This is a genomic window from Treponema denticola (genome assembly GCF_024181605.1).
GTDB lineage: Bacteria > Spirochaetota > Spirochaetia > Treponematales > Treponemataceae > Treponema_B > Treponema_B denticola_B.
Map to the genome: position 1 here is coordinate 892,794 of NZ_CP054477.1, position 20,237 is coordinate 913,030.

General features: G+C 38.4%; 18 protein-coding genes. 14 read left to right on the plus strand and 4 right to left on the minus strand.

Features of this window, described 5'->3' with window-relative positions; genetic code table 11:
* Window positions 1–50: 50 nt before the first annotated feature.
* From rfbA to hisS, 3 genes are all read left to right on the plus strand, one after another.
* Window positions 51–926, plus strand: a complete 876-nt coding sequence (rfbA, locus tag E4N80_RS03945; protein ID WP_253700580.1) for a glucose-1-phosphate thymidylyltransferase RfbA — start codon at window positions 51–53, stop codon at window positions 924–926.
* 18 nt (window positions 927–944) lie between these two features.
* On the plus strand, window positions 945–2,033 hold the full coding sequence (rfbB, locus tag E4N80_RS03950) for a dTDP-glucose 4,6-dehydratase (RefSeq protein ID WP_253700581.1): 1,089 nt from the start codon (window positions 945–947) through the stop codon (window positions 2,031–2,033).
* 79 nt (window positions 2,034–2,112) lie between these two features.
* Entirely contained in the window at window positions 2,113–3,459 is a 1,347-nt protein-coding gene (gene hisS, locus E4N80_RS03955; RefSeq protein WP_253700582.1) for a histidine--tRNA ligase, read from the plus strand.
* Here hisS and rlmB read toward each other — a convergent pair.
* From rlmB to E4N80_RS03970, 3 genes are all read right to left on the minus strand, one after another.
* Window positions 3,456–4,232, minus strand: coding sequence for a 23S rRNA (guanosine(2251)-2'-O)-methyltransferase RlmB (rlmB, locus tag E4N80_RS03960; protein ID WP_253700583.1), 777 nt, complete (start codon window positions 4,230–4,232; stop codon window positions 3,456–3,458). The two genes, hisS and rlmB, sit on opposite strands and share 4 nt — an antisense overlap.
* A gap of 5 nt (window positions 4,233–4,237) precedes the next feature.
* Window positions 4,238–5,650, minus strand: a complete 1,413-nt coding sequence (locus E4N80_RS03965) for an MBL fold metallo-hydrolase RNA specificity domain-containing protein (RefSeq protein WP_253700584.1) — start codon at window positions 5,648–5,650, stop codon at window positions 4,238–4,240.
* Window positions 5,651–5,727: 77 nt separating this feature from the next.
* Window positions 5,728–6,576 carry a hypothetical protein gene (locus E4N80_RS03970; protein WP_253700585.1) on the minus strand — a complete coding sequence of 283 codons (849 nt, stop codon included), beginning with the start codon at window positions 6,574–6,576 and terminating at the stop codon, window positions 5,728–5,730.
* Window positions 6,577–6,668: 92 nt separating this feature from the next.
* Between E4N80_RS03970 and E4N80_RS03975 the strand changes: the two genes are divergently transcribed.
* From E4N80_RS03975 to E4N80_RS03995, 5 genes are all read left to right on the plus strand, one after another.
* The gene (locus tag E4N80_RS03975; RefSeq protein WP_253700586.1) at window positions 6,669–7,298 is read left to right on the plus strand and encodes a hypothetical protein; all 630 of its coding nucleotides are present in this window, start codon (window positions 6,669–6,671) and stop codon (window positions 7,296–7,298) included.
* 12 nt (window positions 7,299–7,310) lie between these two features.
* Window positions 7,311–8,207, plus strand: a complete 897-nt coding sequence (gene miaA, locus E4N80_RS03980) for a tRNA (adenosine(37)-N6)-dimethylallyltransferase MiaA (protein ID WP_253700587.1) — start codon at window positions 7,311–7,313, stop codon at window positions 8,205–8,207.
* A 27-nt stretch (window positions 8,208–8,234) separates the two neighbouring features.
* Window positions 8,235–9,050, plus strand: coding sequence for a glutamate racemase (murI, locus tag E4N80_RS03985; protein ID WP_253700588.1), 816 nt, complete (start codon window positions 8,235–8,237; stop codon window positions 9,048–9,050).
* A 92-nt stretch (window positions 9,051–9,142) separates the two neighbouring features.
* Window positions 9,143–10,090, plus strand: a complete 948-nt coding sequence (gene rsgA / locus E4N80_RS03990; RefSeq protein ID WP_253700589.1) for a ribosome small subunit-dependent GTPase A — start codon at window positions 9,143–9,145, stop codon at window positions 10,088–10,090.
* A 179-nt stretch (window positions 10,091–10,269) separates the two neighbouring features.
* Window positions 10,270–12,726 carry an endonuclease MutS2 gene (locus E4N80_RS03995; protein ID WP_253700590.1) on the plus strand — a complete coding sequence of 819 codons (2,457 nt, stop codon included), beginning with the start codon at window positions 10,270–10,272 and terminating at the stop codon, window positions 12,724–12,726.
* A 32-nt stretch (window positions 12,727–12,758) separates the two neighbouring features.
* Here E4N80_RS03995 and E4N80_RS04000 read toward each other — a convergent pair whose 3' ends face one another.
* Window positions 12,759–13,958 (minus strand): transglutaminase-like domain-containing protein, encoded by a 1,200-nt coding sequence (locus E4N80_RS04000; RefSeq protein ID WP_253700591.1) that lies wholly within the window; start codon window positions 13,956–13,958, stop codon window positions 12,759–12,761.
* 112 nt (window positions 13,959–14,070) lie between these two features.
* Between E4N80_RS04000 and E4N80_RS04005 the strand changes: the two genes are divergently transcribed.
* The 6 genes from E4N80_RS04005 to E4N80_RS04030 all read left to right on the plus strand — a co-directional run bounded on the left by E4N80_RS04005 (window position 14,071) and on the right by E4N80_RS04030 (window position 20,235).
* Entirely contained in the window at window positions 14,071–16,395 is a 2,325-nt protein-coding gene (locus tag E4N80_RS04005) for an alpha-galactosidase (protein WP_253700592.1), read from the plus strand.
* A 1-nt stretch (window position 16,396) separates the two neighbouring features.
* A complete protein-coding gene (locus E4N80_RS04010) occupies window positions 16,397–17,761 on the plus strand; it encodes a glycoside-pentoside-hexuronide (GPH):cation symporter (RefSeq protein ID WP_253700593.1) in 1,365 nt (454 codons plus the stop codon).
* 68 nt (window positions 17,762–17,829) lie between these two features.
* Complete coding sequence (locus tag E4N80_RS04015) at window positions 17,830–18,102, plus strand: DUF4258 domain-containing protein (RefSeq protein ID WP_301338732.1); 273 nt, start codon at window positions 17,830–17,832, stop codon at window positions 18,100–18,102.
* 3 nt (window positions 18,103–18,105) lie between these two features.
* Window positions 18,106–18,342, plus strand: a complete 237-nt coding sequence (locus E4N80_RS04020) for a type II toxin-antitoxin system MqsA family antitoxin (RefSeq protein WP_002689351.1) — start codon at window positions 18,106–18,108, stop codon at window positions 18,340–18,342.
* 143 nt (window positions 18,343–18,485) lie between these two features.
* Window positions 18,486–19,100 (plus strand): response regulator transcription factor, encoded by a 615-nt coding sequence (locus E4N80_RS04025; protein WP_253700595.1) that lies wholly within the window; start codon window positions 18,486–18,488, stop codon window positions 19,098–19,100.
* A 1-nt stretch (window position 19,101) separates the two neighbouring features.
* The gene (locus E4N80_RS04030; RefSeq protein ID WP_253700596.1) at window positions 19,102–20,235 is read left to right on the plus strand and encodes a sensor histidine kinase; all 1,134 of its coding nucleotides are present in this window, start codon (window positions 19,102–19,104) and stop codon (window positions 20,233–20,235) included.
* Window positions 20,236–20,237: the final 2 nt, after the last annotated feature.

Consider the following 20,237-nt stretch of genomic DNA (forward strand, 5'->3'; position numbering starts at 1 on the left):
ATCTTTCGGCTATAATAAGATTCAAGATCAATTTTTTGATAGAGGTTTTTATGAAGGCAATAATTTTAGCAGGAGGGGCGGGAACCCGTTTATATCCGCTTACTAAGGCTGTTTCAAAACAAATTTTACCCATGTATGATAAGCCTATGATTTATTATCCCTTGTCGGTTATGATGCTTGCCGGTATACGTGAAGTTTTAATTATATCTACACCGCGGGATATAGGCCTTTTTAAAGAGCTCTTCGGTGATGGAAATTGGCTGGGTATGAAATTTGAGTATGCCGTTCAAGATAAACCTCGAGGTCTTGCTGATGCCTTTATAGTGGGCGAAAAGTTCATCGGTGCTGATTCCTGTGCTTTGGTTTTGGGTGATAATATCTTTTATGGAAGAGGCTTCAGCAGCACTTTGACAGATGCGGTTTCATTCATAAAAAATAATGGAGGAGCTTTAATTTTCGGTTATTATGTTAAGGACCCAAGAGCTTACGGAGTGGTTGATTTTGATAATAAAGGAAATGTTTTGAGTATTGAGGAGAAGCCTCAAAATCCAAAATCAAATTATGCAATCCCCGGTTTGTATTTTTATGATAATGAAGTAATTCAAATTGCAAAATCGGTTAAACCTTCGGCCAGAGGTGAGATTGAAATTACATCCGTAAATAATGCTTATCTCACTATGGGCAAATTAAGAGTTGAAAAGCTTGGTCGCGGCATGGCATGGCTTGATACGGGAACTTATGACGGCCTTTTAGAAGCCTCAAATTTTATAGCAACAATTCAAAAAAGGCAGGGAATGTATGTTTCCTGTATAGAAGAAATAGCTTATTTACAAAAATGGATTTCAAAAACTCAGCTTTTAAATTTATCTTCTTCCTATAATAATGAATATGGCGATTATCTAAAATATATTGCGGAAAATTGTTAAATTAAGGAGTTAATCTAAATGCGAAGTTTACAAAATATACTTGTAACCGGCGGTGCGGGTTTTATCGGTTCCAATTTTATCAGAACCTTATTAAAAAAAGAAGACGCATTTACGGGTCGTATTATAAATCTTGATGCTCTTACTTATGCAGGTAATGCCGCAAGCCTTGCCGATATGGAATCCGAATTCGGCGGAAGCCGATACTTTTTTATTCATGGAAATATCTGCGATAAAGAAATTATAAATAGTATTTTTACGGAATATAATATAGACACGGTTGTTCATTTTGCAGCTGAAAGTCATGTTGACCGCTCTATTTTGGGTCCTGAGGTTTTTTTAAAGACAAATGTTTTGGGAACCTTTAACCTTTTGGAGACTGCAAAGCAATTTTGGAAAAAACCTGACGGAACAATGCGTGATGACGTTCTTTTTCACCATATCAGTACGGATGAGGTTTACGGTTCTTTGGGAACTGAAGGCTATTTTGAAGAAACTACAGCCTATGACCCTCGTTCTCCTTATTCTGCAAGCAAGGCATCAAGCGATCACTTGGTAAAAGCTTACTTCCATACCTATGGGCTGCCTGCTACTATTTCAAACTGTTCCAATAATTACGGGCCGTTTCAATTCCCTGAAAAATTGATTCCTCTTATGATTTTAAATATGCTTGAAGGTAAAAATCTTCCCGTTTACGGTGACGGTAAGCAAATTAGAGACTGGATACATGTTGAAGACCACAATGAAGCTGTAAGACTTATACTAAAAAACGGAAGAGCAGGGGAGACCTATAATATCGGCGGTGAAAATGAATGGGAAAATATAAAGCTTTTAAATAGGCTCATTCAAATTGTTTGTAAAAAGACAGGTCTTAATGAAGAAAATGTAAGAAAAACCATTACCCATGTAACAGACAGGTTAGGCCATGACCGCCGCTATGCTATTGACTGTACCAAGATAAAAAATGAACTTAATTGGAAACGTAGTTTTGATTTTGAGGCAGGACTTCAAAATACTGTCGACTGGTATCTCAATAATAAGAATTGGATAGAAAATGTCCGCTCCGGTGAGTACCGTAATTGGATAGAAAAAAACTATAATGAGAGATAGGTGTTGGCATAGTCAACATGACATAGTCAAGATTGACTTGACTCTTGCTCAATCTAAAAAAATATTGTAAAATGAGCCTATGAGTGATTTAATACAACCGAAAGTTTTAAAGGGATTTAGAGATTTTCTTCCGGCAGATGAGATTGAAAGAGCTCTTCTGATGGAACGACTGGTAAAGGTTTTTAGGGATTACGGCTTTGTGCCTATCGACACTCCTGCCTTGGAATATTCCGAAATTCTATTGAGAAAGAGCGGCGGGGAGACCGAAAAACAGGTTTTCCGGTTTAACGACAACGGCGGACGGGATGTTGCGATGCGCTTTGACTTAACCGTTCCCTTAGCCAGATTTGTTGCAGAACATAAAAGCGAAATATATTTTCCGTTTAAACGCTATCATCTGGGAAAAGTTTGGCGCGGTGAAAAGCCTCAGGCAGGCCGTTATCGGGAATTTTTGCAATGCGATTTCGATACATTGGGTTCCGATTCGGCTGCCGTTGATTTTGAAATTTTGCGTCTTATTAAAAAAGCTTTAAACGAATTAGGTGTTTCCAATTTTAAAATACACGTTTCCCATAGGGGGATTTTTAACCGTTTTTTAAAGTCTTTAAACCTATCGGAAGACAGTGAAGAAGTTTTGCGTATTGTAGATAAACTTGCTAAGATAGGGGAGGCCGAGGTTTTAAAACTCCTTACCGATATAAGCTCCGAAGAAAGTGCAAAAAAAATATTGGCTTATATTTCCGGTGTGAACAAGGAGTTAAAAAGTGAAGACTTTGAAAAAACTCTTTCTCACTTGGAAAACCTCGCAGGCGGCTCCGGCGAGGATACAAAACGCATGAGGGATATCTATGCCTTGGTAAAGGCTGTAGGTATTGAAGATTCAGTCGTCTTTGATCCTTCAATTACGCGAGGTTTGGATTATTATACCGGTGTTGTATTTGAGACCTTCTTAACCGATTTGCCATCGATAGGCTCTGTGTGTTCCGGCGGAAGGTATGATAACCTTACAGCTCTTTATATGAAGGAATCTATTACAGGAGTGGGGGCATCCATAGGGCTTGATAGGCTTTTAGCTGCCCTTGAACAGTTAGGTCATCAAAAAACAAAGGCCAGCTTTACCGATCTCCTTATTTTTTCTTTACCTGAAGATGATCAAGCTCTTTCATATAAGATAGTAAACTTTTTTGAAGCCGAAAAAATAAATGCTGAAGTATATCCTGAACCTAAAAAGATGAATCATCAGTATACCTATGCCGAAAAAAAAGACATAAGGTGGGGGCTTTTCTTAGGTAAAGATTCTTGTGTAGAAGAATTTGACAAGACCCCTCAAGGGTTTAAGATAAAATTAAAGGATATGACTAATAGAACTGAGGATGAAATACCTCTTAGCGAAGTTGTAAAAAAGATTATGGCCTCAAAAAATTAAACCTCTTTTTTCCGGCTTATTTCGTATAATAGAATACCTGCTGCGACGGAAACATTTAGGCTGTCAAGTTTTCCCTTGGTTGGGATTGACACTATTTCGTCGCAGGTTTCTTCTACAAGGCGGCTCATTCCCTTGCCTTCGCTTCCCATAATAAGGGCTGTCTTTTTTGGGAACGTTAGATCGGGAAGGGCCTTGCCTCCTGCATCTGCACCGTAAATCCAAAAACCTTCCTTTTTTAGCCTCTCTATAGTTCTTACCAAATTGGTTACTTCCACAAAGGGAACCCAGGCTAAAGCTCCTGCACTTACCTTGCTTATAATCTCAAAGCCTCCCGCACTTTTGTTTTCAGGAACTAGTATTCCGTCTATTCCGAATTGGTCTGCACTTCGTATAATGGAACCCGTATTGTGAGGATCCGTAACGGAATCAAGTATTACCACAAAGGCCGAGTCTTTTTCTGCAAGCCTTGCAAAAAACTCATCGACACTCATTCCTTTTTTTTGATTTTCAGCCTCCGTTACAAGAACAATACCCCTGTGATCCCTTAACTGTTCAGGCAAGGTTTTGGTGAGGGAATCAAGAAATTGATTGTCTTTTTTTTCAACTTTTAGATTTAATTTACGAGCCTCTTCCAAAATTTTTTTTACCCTTGGGCCTTCTTTAGAGTAAAAAATTTCAAGGTTCGGCTTCCGGTTCTTTTCTTTTTCTATTTTAAGTTTTTCTGCTCTTAAAATCTCGTCTATCGCATGAAAACCCGTAATTGTTTTTTTCATAATTTTTAGTCCAAGCTATAAATTTCACCGTATTTTACCGTTTTTACATCCTTGTAACCGTTTTCGTTTAAGTATTGGGTAAAATAAGTTTGAGCCTTAGGTTCTCCGTGAACCAAGAATATTCTTTTAAGTTTAGGATTTTCCAAGGAGTCGAGCCATTCTCTGGATTCAAAATAGTCGGCATGAGCACTGAAGGCATTTATCTGCAAAATTTCAGCTCGTACCTGATGCCATTCACCGAAGATTTTTACTTCCTGTTCTCTGTTTTGAAGTCTGCGGCCTAGGGTGTCTTCTGCCATAAAACCTACAAGCATTACCTTTGTCGACGGCTTTTCGATATTGTTTGCAAGATGGTGGGTAATTCGTCCGAATTCGCACATTCCGTCTGCACTGATTATAACCATGGGGCCGTCAATATTGTTCAATTCCTTAGACTCGGTTACACTCGTTATAAATTTAAGTGAGTTAAAGCCGAATGGATTTTTATGATGAGTTAAAAATGCCTCATGTGTTTCTGCATCATAACATTCGGGATGTACCTGAAAGATGCTCGTTGCGTTTACGGCCATGGGCGAATCTACATAAATCGGAATATTAGGAATTATTTTTTTATCTACTAAGAGATGAAAATAATAGACGATTTCCTGTGTCCTTTCAACTGCAAAGGCCGGAATAATCATCTTTCCCTTATTTTGTACAATTTCCTGTGTTTTTTCGGCAAGAAGTTTTAAAGCATTGTCGGTTTCCTCATGGCGCCGGTTTCCGTATGTGCTTTCAATAACTATATAATCTACAGGAGGAATAATATCCGGATCGCGGATAATAGCCTTATTTTTTCGGCCTAGGTCTCCTGTAAAGGCTATTTTTACCTCTTTCCCATCCGAGTCTTTGGCGGTAATTACAGCCATCGCTGAACCTAAAATATGCCCTGCATCATAGAATTCAAGCTGAACATTAGGACCTATCCATGCAGGCCTATGATATGAAATTGTTACAAACTGATTGACTGTTTGGATTACATCGGCTTCATCAAAAAGAGGCACCCATTTAAAGCTTTCTCCTTTTTTTGCAGCCTGTTTGGATAGATACTCCCTGTCCCTAGCTTGAATTCGTGCAGAATCCATCATAACAAGGTTTGCTATATCTCTGGTAGCAGGGGTTGCATATATATTGCCGTTAAATCCGTGTTTTCCCAGCAATGGTAATAGTCCGCAATGGTCATAATGGGCATGGGTTAAAATAACGGCTTCCAGCTCCTGAGTCGGAACATTAAAATCTCTATTTTTTTTGTCCGCTTCAGCTCTTTTTCCTTGAAAAGCTCCGCAGTCTATCAAATACTTGTGCCCGTCAACTTCAAGAATGTGTTTAGATCCGGTAACCTCTTGTGCAGCTCCGAGTGAGTAAAATTTAATTGCCATAGCTTAAGCATACATCATAATCGGCGAAAAATCAAGTACTGTTTTTACCTATTATATGGAGCTATCGGTATAAAGGTCTATTGCCATATGTGGTAGCTGTGTATGTATTTTATAAAGCTGAGATTTCCTAAAATAAAAAATGTAAGGCCTATACCCAGAAGGGTATAAGATGATGTGTACAAAAGAACCGAATAACCTATTAAGGCTCCCGTAAGCGAAAGGGCTGCAAATAAATATTCTTTTATGTTTTTTGTAATATAGACAAAAAAGTAATTTACACAGGCTAGAAGAGCGGCTATTAAAAATAGGTATATATATGAATGACCGGCCTTAATATCCGAAAGAAAATATCCGCTTATATGAAAATTATTTATAGGCATTGATAGACATATTAAAAAAGATATAAAAAAAAGGAAAAAGAAGACTGAAGATATCTTTCTCGTTACTATTTTATTGGCAAAGATGCCCGCCATAAAGATGGACATAATTCCGGCTAATCTGAAAAAATATACCAATCGGGATAGATTTGATATACTATCCAGCACTATATTGGAAAAACTATATAGGGGAAATACAAGCCTTATACTTTCAAAGCTTATGCATAAGGTAAACATAGCAAAAAAGGATATTTCGATTGCATGAGTTTTTTTAAATGTGAAATAGATGAAGATTAAAAAACCAAGTGATAAAAAAGGAAAGGCTAAGATACTTATTAATACTGCATAGCTGTTATAATTATTTCTTAAAAGGCTGAGTATAAATTCAGTAATTATAGAATTTCCTGCAGATTTTGTGCCTATTACCAAGGAATTATCAAGGTTTCCTTTAAGTACAATACATACAAAGGCTATTAAGGATAATACAAGAATTAAAGCTGCAATACATATGGCGACTAGGCGCGCTCTGTTTCTTCCCGCAATTGTCATATTAAAGCAGTATACCAGTAAAAAAAATATTTGTAAAGGCAATTACTCAAAAATACTTGATATATTGGTATTTTTATGGTAAAATATTGACTATGAATTTTGTTTTTATTTTAGTTTTGCCCTTGTTTTTTTTACTCTATGCCTCATTTTCAAATGAACAGGGCGGTAAGTTTGCAGCCTTTTTATTCGGTATTTTGGGCGGAATAGCGGCATTGATAGTTGTTTCGTTTTTCTCTTTTTCGAGTCTGCAAATTTCATCTTCACTTGCCGCTCATTTATGGCGCTTTTTCTTTCAGTACTTTTTCTTAAACGCTCTTTTCGGATTGGCTTTTTTCTTTTTGATTTCATTTTCTCTTTCTGAAGAAACCTTAAGCAATAGTTTATCGGCTCTTTTCGGTATTTTTAGTGCCGTCTTTGCCTATCTATTTTACAGGAATATCAATACGCCCGACTCAACCGAGCTTATTTTATTTCTTCTTATAATAGCAGGCACAATCCTTATTTTTGATTTTCTATACTATATTTTGTCGGCGAATTTAACAATTTCCATGGATTTTATGGTTTATGCGATAGCCTTTATTTCTTTTATAATTTTCAGCCTTTTGGGCTCGTATGCTCTTGCAAATTGGTATTTATCCGAATCTTTAAATATGCATATTTTTGTTTGCGGCGGTATGTTTTTGCTTGGAGTTGTTTTAAATATTATCCGAAACAGGTTATAAGTTTTTGATTTTATGAATCTCGATTTTTTGTCTTTATCGGATAAACATAATTCGGTTGTCGTTTTGGGAGCTACGGCGACGGGAAAAACCTCCTATGCCGTAGGCCTTGCAAAAGCGCTTGGCGGAGAAATCATTTCTGCGGATTCAAGGCAGGTTTATAAGGGGCTTGACCTAGGTACCGGAAAAGACTTAAAAGAGTACGGCGATGTACCCCATCACCTAATCGATATTTGTACCTTGGAAAGGGAGTACAATGTTTTTGATTTTCAAAATGATGCTTACAAGGCCTTTGAAGATATAAAGAGGAGAAAAAAGTTTCCCATTTTTGCGGGAGGAACGGGGCTGTATCTTGATGCTCTTATAAGGGAATACGAACTCATTCCTGTTCCGAAAAATGAAGAACTGAGGGCTTCTTTGGCCGATAAGGATTTGGCTGACTTGCAAAAAGCTTTTTTTGAATACAATGTTCCGATGCATAATAAAACCGACCTTGAAAATATGGATAGGCTTATGCGGGCTATTGAAATTGCGGAATATAAAAAGACCCATCCCGATGCAGCTGAAATCTTAAATGCAAACCGCCCCGATATCCGCCCCCTTATAATAGGCCTTAAATACCCGCGGGAAATTTTAAGGGCAAGAATAAGGCTTAGACTCTTAGAGCGCATAAAAGACGGAATGATAGAAGAAACCGAGAGCCTTCACAAGGAGGGCTTTTCTTGGGAAAGGCTTGAAAGTTTGGGGCTTGAATATAAATTTACCGCCCAATATCTTCAAGGCAAAATAAAATCTAGGGAAGAGTACGTTGATTCTCTTTACCGTGCCATTTGTCAATTTGCGAAACGGCAGGAAACTTGGTTTCGCCGTATGGAAAAAAACGGGGTAAAAATAAACTGGATATTGAAGTGAGTTTTTAATATAGTGTTGGAGGGAAATTTGACTTTAAAACAAAACATTCAATATGTTTTTATAGACTCAGGCATAGGGGGGCTGCCTTATTTAAGGCATTTAAAAGAATTGGAGCCTCAAAGTTCCTGTGCCTATGTCGCAGACACAAAACATTTTCCTTATGGAGAAAAAACACTCGAAGAGGTAATAGAATTTACCGAAGACCTTGTAAAAAAAATAATCGAAAAACTTAAACCCTCCGTTATAATAATAGCCTGTAATACGATGACGGTTTCGGCTCTTTCACACTTGCGTAAAAAATTTGAGATACCCTTTGTGGGCACCGTTCCTGCGATAAAACCTGCTGCCTTAACAAGTAAAAATAAAAAAATTGCCGTCCTTGCAACTGAAAGAACGGTAAACGATATCTATGTGCAAAATCTCATTGAGGAATTCGGAGCCGATTGTAAATTTTTTATGCGTGCCGATTCCGTTTTGGTCTCTAAAATAGAGAACACATTATTGTCAGGCTCTGAGGAGGACAAGAAGGCCGGAATCCGTCCTGCGGTTGAGTTTTTTAAATCGGCGGGAACGGATACTGCCGTCCTAGGCTGTACTCATTTTCTCCATCTAAGAGATGAGTTTAAATCCGAGTGTGAGCCGGATATAAAGATTGTGGACTCTTTGGATGGGGTTGTAAATCAGGCCTTAAAAATATCTCCTCCTCAAAAATCAAAGACGGATGAGAAATTAAATAATATTCAAAAAGATATTTTTTATATCACCTCGGAAAAAACTGAAGAGAGTACAAAAAAATATTCCGCTTATGCGGAGCTCTTTAATATGACTTTAGGTTACTTCTAAAAAACTTGTTGTTTTTTAGAAGTAACCTATAAATCTAAGGAAAACATCGAAAAGCTGAAGTTTTTCGATGTTCCCTTTAAGGTATTTATAAAATGAAAGGATTGGTTTTAAAAGGATCTAATAATATTTTTTATGTTGAATGTGAAGACGGAAAATTCAGAAGCTGCTCCATTAAGGGGAAGGTTCTAAAAGATTCTGCTCTTTACTATAATCCTCTTGCTGCCGGAGATTTTGTAAATCTTGAGCCCGATACTCATTCTGATGATGAAGGCTCAATAACGGGTTTGATAGAAAGAAAAAATTCTTTTTTACGTTTAAATCAAAAACTGAATATGCCTCAGCTTTTAGCTGCAAATATCGACCTGCTTGTTTGTGTTGTCTCTGCTGCTAATCCTCCCTTCCGCCCCCGATTTGTAGACAGGGTTTTAGTGCAAGCCGAGATTCAAAAGATTCAGGTTTTAATTGTTATAAATAAGTGTGATTTAAAAATCTCGGCTGATGTAAGAGCGCGAATAGAGGACTGGAAAAGATTGGGCTATAAAACCCTTGAAGTGTCGGCAAAGGAGGGTAGGGGAATGGATAACTTAATTGAAAACCTCTCGGCTAAAACTTCTGCCCTCGTAGGACAGTCAGGAGTAGGTAAAAGTACACTCTTAAATTTTATCGCCCCCGATTTAAATTTAAAAACTTCTGCAATTTCGGATAAGTATGACCGAGGCACCCACACGACAACACAAGGAGAGTATTTTAAAATAAAGGCTCTTACTTCAAAGGGGAAAGAACATTCGATAAACATAATTGATACGCCGGGTGTTAGGCATTTTGCCATTTACGGCATCGAGCCTGAAGATACGGCCCTATATTTTCCCGAAATGGAAAAACTTATAGGCTCATGTAAATTCGGCCTTTCCTGCACCCATACCCATGAACCCGGTTGTGCACTTTTGGAAGCTCTTAAAAAAGGAAATATTCATAAGGACAGGTATACGAGTTTTGAGCTTATACATAAAGAATTACAAGAAACGGTAAAGAAGTATTAATCGTAGGATAGGAGTATGATAAACAGTTCAGCAGGAATTCTGCCTCACTGTTTATCTGCCGAGTTTGCCTTTCGGCAAACGTCGCATTATTGTATGTAGTTTTGCATAAAGCAAAACTACTTGAAAAAACTTTTTTCGCAAATTAATATTTGCTGCAAAAAGTTTTTATGGGAGTAGATATGACAGAGCATACGCTGGAAGTTTTACAGTTTTCGAGGATAAGAGAAATTATTGCCTCCTATTGTGTAACTGATGAGGGAAAAGAATTTTGCTTAAAAAAGAATCCCGATACGGATATTAAAAAAATAGAAGAAGAAAAAAAATTAGGGATTGATTTTTTAAGTCTTTTAAGGGCATATAAGGCTCCTCCAATAAAGTACAGGCCCCCTGTTCTTCCCTTTCTTGAAGGCATAGAACTTGAAGGTGCTGCCCTTGATATTGAAGGCGTTTATTCGGTCGGGCTTTTAGCCTTGTCCGTTTTTTCTTTGCATGAATGGCTGAGTCCTTTTTTAGAAAATGAAGACCTAAATGAAAACTCGATTGTTTCCTTTGTAAAAAAAATACCCGATATGCTCCATCTAAAAAATCTTGTATTTTCTTTTATAGATGAAAACGGAGAATTGCAAGACCTTCCTTCTTTGAGGGCAATAAAAAATAAGATACGCTCTATCGAGGACGACATAGATAAAACTATGCGGAATTATTTTACAAACGATGCAACCCGTCAAATGCTTCAATCCAATCTTCCTACGGTCAAAGACGGAAGACAGGTTATAGCCGTAAGATCAAATTTTAAAGGAAGGATTCCGGGTATCATTCATGAGTATTCTCAATCGGGACAAACATTTTATCTTGAACCGGAAGAAATAGTTTTAAAGAATAATGACCTTATCGCCGCTCATGCCGAATACGAGCGTGAACTTTTAAGGCTATTGCAGGACTTGACTTCCCAAATTGCAGAGCATACCGAAAACATAAAAGAGGCCTGTGAAGCAATCACAAAATTGGATTGTGTTGCCGCCGCTTCCAGATGGGCTCATTCCAATAATTGTGTTTTTGCAGGCAGTATAGATTTAGGCTTAAGCCATTCAATAGACAAGGACGGCAGCCCTGATTCAAAAGGCTCTCCTCTTGCTTTTTATCTTCATCAAGCCCGCCATCCCCTTCTTGGAAAATCGGCGGTTCCTATAGACCTAAAATTATCTAAAGATGATAGGGTGCTTATCATAACGGGACCGAATACCGGAGGAAAAACCGTAAGCTTAAAAACGGCAGCTCTCTTTGCTCTGATAAACCAAACAGGCTGGCCCGTTCCTGCAGGCCCATTGACCCGTCTTCCTTACTTTGATTTTATAGCCTGCGACATAGGCGATGAGCAGTCTATGGATCAATCCCTTTCTACCTTTTCGGCTCACATGAAAAATGTTTCCGAAATTATAAGGAGGGCAGGGGATAAAAGTCTTATAATTCTTGATGAGCTTGGAAGCGGTACGGATCCTCAAGAAGGCTGTGCAATAGCAATGGCTGTTCTCGATGATCTTTTAGAAAAAAAAGCCTTTGTCTTTGTTACAACCCATCATGGTGCCTTAAAAAATTACGGCTATAGTAAGGACTCCTGTGTAAATGCTTCGGTCGAATTTAACCAAAACACATTGAGCCCCACCTATCGGATACTAATGGGCGTTCCCGGAGAAAGCCATGCCGTTGACATAGCCAAGCGGAACGGTCTTCCTGAACATATAATCGAAAAGGCTCACACCTATTTGGGAAATAACAGGGCCGATGTTTCCGATCTTATAAAGGGCCTTATTCAAAAACATGAAGACATGAACGAATTTGAACTTCAAAAAAAAGAAGAAGAATTAAAACTTAAAGAGGATAGGCGGCGTTCCGATTTAAAAGAACTTCAGTTAAAACAAAAAGAATTGGAGCTGAAGAAAGACGGAATAAAAAGGCTCGATCTCTTTTTTGAAGAAAAAAGAAAATTTCTTGAAAACCTTGTGCGGGAACTGAGAGAGGGAGAGCTAAGCCGAGAAAAAACTTTAAGCGTCAAAAAATGGATTGACGATTTTGAAAAAGACTTGGACAAAGAACATGAGACCCTTAAACTTGAACAAACAAAGATAGATGAAAGACTTCATACTTCAAAAGAAAAAAACAAGGCTCCTCAAAATCCTGACCTCCGCGAAGGCTCAAGGGTTATAATAAAAAGCCTCAACCGTAACGGAGAGCTTATCCGTGAAGAAAAAAAAGGAAAGTGGCTCGTTGCCGTCGATAACTTAAAACTTACTATTGCCGAGGACGACATTGAGGCTTGCGAAAATCAGGAAAAGCTTAAACTTTCCAAACCCATTGTCAGCATTATAAGCGATACAAGTGCTCCTTCTTCCCGCCCTTCTTTTGAGCTCCGCCTATTAGGAATGAGGGCTGAGGAAGCTCAAAAGGCCTTGCAGGATCAGATGGATATTGCCTTAGTACACGGTATCACCGAGTTTGCCATTATTCACGGAAAGGGTCATGGAATTCTTCAAGAACTTTCTCACGACTTTTTAAAGAGAAGTCCCTATGTAAAGGCTTTCCGCTTTGCAAAGCCGGAAGAAGGCGGATCGGGAAAGACGATAGTAAGCCTCGGTTAAGTCCATGCTGCAGCTAACGCTGCTAACGTAAGCTAATTTGATTCAAAATTTTCTATTACGTAAAAATCTACGGGGAACCAATTTTCAGGAGCCGCTATTTCATCGGCTATTTCTCCTATAGGTACATGGGCCGTAGTTTCACAGCCAAGGTAATCTCTGCCGTTGTGAGTAAAACAGGTTCCGCTTCCCGGACAGTCTACTGCAGCTATGGCATGGGACTTATTCGGAGAAACCAAAAGGACGGCATCTATGTTCATCTGTTTTAGCATTAGTACCATAAGAAGAGCCCTGCTGTCGCAGTCGCCCCTTTTTTCCGTAAGAGCTTGAGGCAAATTCATAAAATCGCTTCCTTTTCTGTCTCTTTCATAGTTAAAATTTTGAACTAAAAGAAGCAGTTCCTTTACCGCTTTTTCGGCAAATCCGTTTTGATTGTTTTCATCAAAGAGAGAAGTATATACGGCAAAGGAAGCTGGAGCTATGCGGTTCCATGCGTCCCTAAAAATTACCTTATAAAAACGCTGCCAAGCTGCGATTAAATTATCATGATTTAAATACATAGTCAAAACAGAAAATTCCCTGTCAATTACCGACTTGTTTGCTTCCGCATCGGATTCATCTATCGTAAAGGATATGTTTTTATTGTTAAAAGTATACTCGATATTTTTTTCTTTTGTTTTAGGATATAGGGCTGTTGTAACCGGCCCGGGCTCAAAATAAGACATTGTATCCGTATAAACCGTGTCAAGGGAAGAAATCATGAGGTTTTCGCATTCCTTTGCCTTATCCTTGTCGGTATAGGTAAGAAGAACCAGCCAGCCGGTTTTATTGGGCAGCTCAAGGCTTAAAACCCAGCCTGAAAGCTCCTTAGGTTTATATTTTTCGGAAGGCGAATATAAAAACGATACCGACGATAAAAGAGCTTCTTTATTTCTCCATACAAAAGGAACATCTTTATGAGTTATTTTTAACTGTTTAAAAACATGTTCAGCCGCTTCTTTTGCAGTCTTAAATTGAGGCTCTTCATACAAGGCAATTTGCAAATCAACCGGCAGAATAGCATGCTGAAAAAGATATCTTTCATTTCCTTCTCTATTGGCTAAAACAAAATCCTCAGGCAGGTCGAGTGCATAGCCCCATGAAGGGGAATACATTTGTTCCGCCGAAAGAGAAACACTTAAAAAAAAGAAACAGCTTAGAAATAAAAAAAATAATAAAACGTTTTTTTTCTTCATTTTTTCCCTCATATTACCTTATAATTATAACTTATTTTTAATAATAATACTATAGTTTTAACATGAAATTTACTTTGCATATCCTAAAAAATTATGTTATACTGTTTAAGATATGATTCAATTTGAAGATGATGTTTTCTATCTGGAAACCGAGAACTCAAGCTATTGGTTCCGTATAAGTCCTTACGGACACTTGGAAACCGTGCATTACGGTAAAAAGATGGAAAGAGGCGATATACAGGGACTCATTGTAAAAAGAACGGCACAGACAGGTTCTTCCGTTTGCTATGATGAAAAAGACCCCATCTATGTGCTTGATAATATCCCCTTGCAATGGTCGGGAAACGGCAGGGGGGATTACCGTTATTCTCCTTGCGAAATAAGAATGCCCGATTCTTCTTTTACGCACGATTTTGTTTATCAATCCCATAAGATAGAAAAAGGCTTGAAACCTATGCAGACTCTTCCTTACGCCATTGACGGAAATGAAGACGCCGAAACCCTTATCATAAATTTAAAAGATATAAACGATGTTAGTCTTGCACTCTACTATACGGTATTTCCGTCCTTTAATCTTATAACAAGGCGTGCTGTCTTGACAAATAATAATGAAAAAGCCTTGGAAATACGCCGCCTTATGAGTATGATGATAGATCTTCCGGACAGGGGCTTCAATATGTTCACCCTTGACGGGAGCTGGATTAAAGAAGCTCATCTCCACAAAAAAGAAATTTCCTATGGGATGTGGGTAAACGAGTCTACAACCGGAGCAAGCTCTAACCGTCACAATCCGGGCTTTCTTGTTGCAGCTCACGGAGCAGAGGAGGATAGGGGAGAGGTCTACGGGTTTAACCTTATCTACAGCGGCAATCATTTCGGCTTTGTTCAAAAAAGCCATTTGGACCTAATCCGCATCGGTATCGGGATAAGTCCTCATTGTTTTTCTTGGGATTTAAACAAAGGTGAAAGCTTTGAAACGCCTGAGGCTCTTCTTTCTTTTTCCGATAGGGGCTTTAACGGGCTTCGTTCAAATATACACGGCTTTATAAATAAGTGTATTGTAAGGGGTGAATGGAAAGAAAAAGAAAGGCCTGTTTTAATAAACAATTGGGAAGCCGATTTTTTTAAGTTTAATCGCCGAAGTCTTTTACGCTCTGCCCGTCAGGCAAAAAAGTTGGGGCTTGAGCTTTTTGTGCTTGATGACGGCTGGTTCGGAGACCGGAATAATGATAGTGCAGGTCTCGGCGACTATCGGGTAAATACAAAAAAACTTCCCGGGGGAATTAAAAAACTTGCCGATAAGGTGCGTAAAATCGGGCTTGATTTCGGGCTTTGGTTTGAGCCTGAAATGGTAAACGAGGACAGCGATCTATTCCGTTCTCATCCCGAATGGGCCTTAAAAGAGCCCTTCAGGGAGCCGGTTAGAGGAAGGCACCAGCTCGTCCTTGACCTTTGTCTTAAAGAAGTTAGAGATTATATAGTTGAAAATGTCTCACGGATTTTAGATGAGGAGGATGTCTCTTATGTAAAATGGGATATGAATCGCCACATATCGGCAGCTTTTTCTCCTTCTTTAAAAAATCAAGGAGAGTTTTATCACCGTTATATTTTAGGCCTTTATGAAGTCCTAACGAAGATTTTTTCTCCCCGTCCTCATATCCTGCTTGAAAGCTGTTCCTCAGGGGGAAACCGCTTTGATCTTGGAATGCTCTGCTTTTCTCCCCAGATATGGACTTCGGACAATACAGACCCTGTAGAAAGGCAGGAAATACAAAGCGCTTTAAGTCTCCTATATCCTCTTTCGGCTATGGGAGCCCATGTTTCGGCCTCGCCTCATCAGCAGACCCTAAGGCAAACTCCTTTAAGCACCCGCTTTAATACCGCCTGTTTCGGGGTATTAGGTTATGAATTGGATTTAAAATTTTTAACCCATGCCGAAAAAAAAGAAATAAAAGAACAAATTTCTTTTTATAAAAAATACAGAAAAATTTTTCAGTTCGGTTCTTTTTCGGTTATAGGTACTCATAAAGATAATCAGAGGCATTGGCAATGTTCTGACGGCAGGACTGCCGTATCAGGCCTTTTTCAGATGAAGGCACGGACTGCCGACGGGCACAGTATTTTAAAAGTTAAGGGAATGAAGGAAAATGCCTTATATGAGGTTGAAACAAAACCTCAAAGCCTCTATATAAAGCGTTTCGGAGGCTTGATTAAGCATGTGCTGCCTATTTCTTTAAACCCTGAGGGGCTTGTTTTAAGAACGGTAAACAAGTATTATGCTCTTTTAGATTGTGTAGAAAAATATCGAGCCTCAGGAAAGCTGTTGGACTACGGTATTCTTTTAAATAATCAGTTTATGGGCACTTATTATAATGATAAGACTCATCTTTGGGGAGATTTCGGCTCCTGTTTATTTGTAACAAAGGAGGTCATTTAAAATGAAACAAAACAGATGGACTTTCGGCCTTGGAACTATAGGCCGAGATATGGTGTACTCTTTGATAAGCATGTACCTTATTTTTTACATGACCGATGTAATTTATGTTCCTACAAATGTATTGTGGAGTATTACGGTTATTGTTCTTGCAGCCCGCATTTTTGATGCATGTAACGATCCGATTATGGGTCTGATAGTCGATAACACCAAAACCAAGTACGGAAAATTTAAGCCTTGGATAGCCTTCGGAGCCTTGACCTCAGGGATTTTTACGATCCTTCTTTTTACGGATTTTGGGATTAAGGGAGGTGCCTATGCAGCCTTCTTCGGCATTATCTATCTTTTATGGGGTGTCGCTTTTACCACAAACGATATAAGCTATTGGTCAATGCTTCCTTCTTTAAGTGTGGATCAAAAAGAAAGAGAAAAAATAGGATCTATTGCCCGTATTTGCGCAAATGTGGGGCTTTTCTTTGTTGTTGCCGGCATAGTTCCCATTACAACCGCATGGGGTAATAAAACGGGAAGCCTTGCAAAGGGTTATTTTTTCTTTGCAATTATGGTTACCCTAATTATGTGGCTCGGTCAAATTATAACCTTAATCGGCGTAAAAGAACCTAAAATAACAAAGCCACAAAAACATACATCCCTTAAAGAGCTCTTGAGCGTTATAGTAAAAAATGACCAGCTCCTTTTAACTGCTATAGCCATGACTCTTTTTATGATAGGCTATATGACCACGACGGGCTTTGGCCTTTACTTTTTTAAGTATGCCTATGGTGATGAAGGCATGTATTCAGTTTTTGCGATTATCCTGGGTCTTTCCCAAATTTCGGCCCTGATTATTTTTCCGGTTTTAAGTAAATTTTTTGTAAGACAAAAAATTTATACGGCTTCGACAATAATGGTTTTGGCCGGCTACACCATCTTCTTTTTTGCTCCTACAAATACCATGCTTTTTATCGGTATTTCGGGAGTTTTTCTCTTTGTGGGTCAGGCCTTTATTCAGCTTATGATGCTCATGTTCCTTGCCGACTGTGTTGACTACGGCCATTGGAAATTGGGCAAAAGGAATGACAGCATTTCGTTTTCGATTCAGCCCTTTATCAATAAACTTTCAGGAGCTATCGGAAACGGCATAGTAAGCGCAGTCGTCATCATTTCAGGAATCAAAGAAGCCTCATCCGCTGCCGAGGTTACAAAGGAAGGCCTTTTAATGATGAAGACAGCCATGCTCGTCTTTCCTCTTTTTTGTATAGTCGGCAGCTACATCCTATACCGCCTCCGCTATAAAATCGACGAAAAAACCTATGCTAACATCTTAACTGAACTTGAAGAGAGGGGCGAGCTGGTTAAAAATGAGTAAAGATTGATTTTTTTGTGTAGATGTGATAAAATATTCTCATAGTGAATTAAATTTGGACGGTGTTTTAGGTGGAATATTTCTTTTCGGGACATGTTTTTAAGAGAATGACAGAGCGAGGACTTTCTCCTGTTGTCATAAGATCTATTGTTGAAACAGGAACTATCATACAGGAATATCCAAATGATAAACCTTATCCAAGTCGGCTGATTCTTGGATTTTGTGAAAATCGTCCTATTCATGTTGTTGCGGCTTACGATGCTGATGAAGATAAGGAATATATAATTACGGCCTATGAACCGGATACAAAGTTATGGTCTGAAGGTTTTACTAAAAGGAGATAATAAATGAAGTGTCAGATTTGTAAATTTGGAAAGACTAGGGAAGGATATACTCAGGTTGTTCTTACGCGGAAAAATGCAACTGTAATTTTTCGCAATGTTCCGGCTAATATTTGTGATGATTGCGGAGAATATTATCTTGATGAAAAAACCGCAGAAGATGTATATGCTAGGGCTGAAACCTGTTTTTCTTTAGGTCAAGAGATTGCAATAATTGAATATAAGCAACCTGTTTCTGCATGAAAGACGCAGTTATTGAAATTTTATCATAATTATGATAAATTAAGTATGAGAGGTTTGCTATGAATATATTTGAAGACATTCAAAAGCTTATTAGTGAATAATGTATAAAATTGAATATCTACCGTTAGCTCTTGATGATTTATATGACCTTTCTTATAGTTGAAGACGATGAACAGATACGCAAAGAAATAAAAACCTTTTTTAAGGCGGATTTCGATATTGAGGAAGCCTCCTCGATAAAAGAAGCTCTACCTTATCTTGATTACGATATTGTACTCCTCGATTTGAATCTTGGCGGAGAATCATCTTTACCGCTTATTTGCAAAATAAAATCGGCTTGTATAGTTATTTCCGTTCAAGATGATGAGCAAACCATTGTCAAAGCTTTGGAAGATGGGGCTTGTGATTATGTAACAAAGCCTTTTAGTCTCAATGTATTAAAGGCTCGGATACATGCAATCTTACGCCGGAACAATAATCAAGATATTGATTTAAAACTAAAAAACGGAGAGCCAATAATCCTCATCGACAATAAAGAAATTATGTTGACAAAAAAAGAATATCAAATAATGAACCTTTTTTTAAATAATTCAAGTACGGTTTTAACCCGCGGCCTTATTTTGGAGCACATTTGGGACAAGGACGAAGTCTTTGTTGAAGATAATACTCTTACCGTTACGATGAGCCGCCTCAAAAACAAGATAGGCAGCTCAAGGATAGAAACTGTGAGAGGAATAGGATATAGGTGGAAGGGCTAACATGTACGGCTTAAAAATACGCTTTGCCGTCTATTTTTGCTTTTTGACGGCTCTCAGTTTTTTTGCTTACAAAAGTTATCAGACAAAATATACGCTCTCTCTTTCCGCCGTCTTACAGTATCTTCCCGATGAACAAAAAATTGAAGCCTTACAAAATATAAAGACGGGAAACATAAAAACCGACATCCTTGAAAAACTCGGTTATCGGGAAGACAACTCCTTTTTTTATTTTATGCTTTGTGCCGGTTTTGTTTTGGTTTTAAGTGCCTGTCTTTTGGAAAGTTTTTTTTACAGGCGGCGGCAAAAAAAAGAAATAGAAAACATATCTTCCTATCTTGATTCACTGGAAAAGGGAGCAGGGAAACTGATAACTAAAAACGGAACTTTGCTTCATGATAAGCTCTACAAACTTTATACCGAACTTCTTTGTGAACGGGAAAATGCTCAAGCCGAAAAGCTTAAATTTCAAAAAAATCTGGAAGATATAGCTCACCAAATAAAAACACCCATTACGGCGATGCTCCTCTCTTTGGAAAACTCAAGCCTTACCGCCGATAATTCTCCGAAACGGGGTACCTGTACGGATGCCTCAATGCTAAATGCGACGGTAAATTCGATCATAAAATCGCTGTACCGTTTAAATGAACTTACCGACAGGCTCCTCCATTCGGCAAGCCTTGAATCAGGAACTAAGCGGATGAAAAGAAATCCTCTTTCCGCCTATGAAGCCTGTTTGGAAGCCTATGAAGCTTGTGAAAATCTTTTTGAACAAAAAGGCATTGCCGTTCATATTGAGCATAACGATGCTCTTATAAGTGTCGACTATTACTGGATAACCGAAGCTTTTATGAACATTTTTAAAAATGCCGCCTACTATCTTTCAAAAGGAAACTCTGTAAATGTTTTTTTTAACGAAACGCCGTTGTACACGGAAATTGTTTTTAAAGATGACGGGAGAGGAATTCAAAAAGAAGCTCTGCACTCTGTCTTTAACCGCTTTTATAAAACTCCCGATTCCAATGGTTTCGGTTTAGGCTTACATATCGCAAAATCAATTGCCGAAAAAAACAACGGCACCCTTTGCGCCTACAACGAAAACGGCGCCGTATTTAAATTCACATTTTATAAAACTTAAAT